This is a genomic window from Streptomyces sp. LS1784 (genome assembly GCF_020103755.1).
In the GTDB taxonomy this organism is placed as follows: domain Bacteria; phylum Actinomycetota; class Actinomycetes; order Streptomycetales; family Streptomycetaceae; genus Kitasatospora.
The window spans coordinates 1-2043 of sequence record NZ_JAHSQD010000925.1 but is presented as its reverse complement, the minus strand read 5'-3'; the positions used below and the strand labels follow the sequence as shown (position 1 = coordinate 2043).

Annotated in this window: 1 protein-coding gene; it reads right to left on the bottom strand. The window is 70.7% G+C overall.

The window, feature by feature from the left end:
* Positions 1-164 precede the first annotated feature (164 nt).
* A complete protein-coding gene (locus KS423_RS44285; RefSeq protein ID WP_224285335.1) occupies positions 165-1592 on the bottom strand; it encodes a Cys-Gln thioester bond-forming surface protein in 1428 nt (475 codons plus the stop codon).
* Positions 1593-2043: the final 451 nt, after the last annotated feature.

The window sequence follows — 2043 nt, the reverse complement described above, 5'->3', positions numbered from 1 at the left end:
TCGGCCCCTCGGCCCCCTCACCACGGCCGACGCCCCTGCCCGCCCCGCGCCGCACAGCGCGACGGCCCGGCTCCCCGCAGCGGGTGCGGGGAGCCGGGCCGGTTGCCGCTCTCAGGGTCTCGGGAGGTCAGTGCCTCCCGGCCCGCTCGGGCGGTTCAGTCGGTTCAGGCGGTGCTGCGACCGTGGCGGCCGCGACGGCGCAGGACGAAGACGGCGGCGCCACCGGCCACGACCAGGCCACCGGCGACGGCGGCGAGGATCGGGGTCGAGTCATTGGCACCGGTCTGGGCCAGGCCACCGGTGCCGGGGGCGGCGCTGGTGGTCGCCGGGGCGGGCTGGCCGGCGCCGTTGCTCGGGGTGCCCGACGGGGTCGCGACCGGCGTGCCGGACGGGGTCGCGGCCGGGGTGCTCGGGGCCGGGGTCGGGGTCACGCCGACCTTGCAGTCCAGGACGCCGGTGAACTGCTTGGAGTAGCCGTTCGGGCCCGTGACGGTGAAGTCGTAGCGGGTCTTCTCCTCGACCTTGACGAGCACGCTCTCGGTCTTGCCCGGCTGGACGGCGACCTGCTGCTTGCCGACCGTGACGGTGGCGGCCTCGTCACCGGTGTTGGTGACGGACACCCGCACGCCGCCCGCGGCGCACTCCTCCTTGGCGGTGCTGTCGATCAGCGCGCCCTTGCCCTGCTTCCAGGTGGCCTTGGCGCCGGCCGCGACGTTCACCTTGGTGGAGCCGGCCAGGATCATGGTCTGGCTGTGGCGGCCCTTGTTGTCCACCTTGCTCATGAAGACCCGGCCGCTGAGGACGTTGGCCTCGGCGGTGGCGTTGATGGCGGCCTTGCCGTCCGGGGTGCCGGCCGGCACGTCCAGGTACAGCGGGGTGTCCTTGCCGATCGGGCCGGCCAGGGCGCCGTTGACCGGCTTGTTGTCCTTGTCCAGCAGCTTGATCTTGTCCGCGGCGTCACCGGTGACGGTCAGCTTGACCTCGTTCGCGCTGGAGTTCAGCAGGAACGGGCCGAGCTTGCCGCCCGACTTCCCGGAGACGGAGTCCGGGGAGAGGGTCAGCGAGGGCTTGGGCTCGGCCGCGACGCCCTTGTTGGCGTCGCCGACCAGGTAGTCGCGGAGCTTCTTGGCCTTCTCGTTGCGCGGCGTGGCGTTCTTGTTGTCCGAGAACTTCCAGATCGCGGCCTGGGTGCCCGCGGCGGCGTCCTCGTCGCTCAGCTTGTCCACGTGGATGGCCGTGGCCAGGGAGGCCAGGCTCGCCTGCGGGTAGGAGTTGTCCAGGATCCAGCGGATCTTGGGGGCGTTGGCGTTGCTGTTGAGGGAGCTCGACGCCCAGTCCGCCTCGTGGTACTTGGCGGCGCTGTCCAGGTAGACCGGGTTGTCGAAGTCGATGCAGTACGTCCGGAGCTTCTCGCCCGCGTCCGTCTTGAGGGTGAACAGGCCGCCGTCGACGGTCCGGCCGTCGACGTCGATCTTCTCGCCGAGCATCTCGTTCTGAACCTCGGCGGTCACGCCCGAGGCCGGGGTGTCGGCCGCGGCCGCCGCACCGGCCGTGAACAGGCCACCACCCAGCGCCAAGCTGGTCGTGAGCATGACAGTGGTTATCCGGGACAGACTCCGCCCCTGCCTCTGGAACATCTGGGATCCCTCCGGGCCGAGCCGCACCGAGTGGGCGGCCCGCCGACTTGCCGTTCCGCGCGTGCCTCCTGTGGCACTGCTGCGGTATGAACCAGACGAATCCTATTGAGCCCCGGAGGCCCCGAGCTCCCCATGCGAAATCAGGACGATTCCGTATCTGGATCGTTATCAATCCCCTCAGGTCCCACACAAGTTGACGGTCGACCGGAAAACCGCCGGCCGTTTTCCGTTATCCGGTCGGATTGCGCGTGCGGGCGCAACAACCTTCTCGATCAACATATTTGTCGACAGGGAAGGCCATCGACCCGTCAGGTCAGGGCGCCCGCGGCGTCACCTCCCCGCTCCCTCCCGGCCACGTCGCCCGACTCCCCCGTGGCCGGCCGCCCACCCGGCGGCAGCGCCCGCA

Bases quoted from the DNA above. Each gene is read 5' to 3' on its own strand.
- KS423_RS44285 (WP_224285335.1), bottom strand. From the start codon at position 1,592: ATGCTCACGACCAGCTTGGCGCTGGGTGGTGGCCTGTTCACGGCCGGT.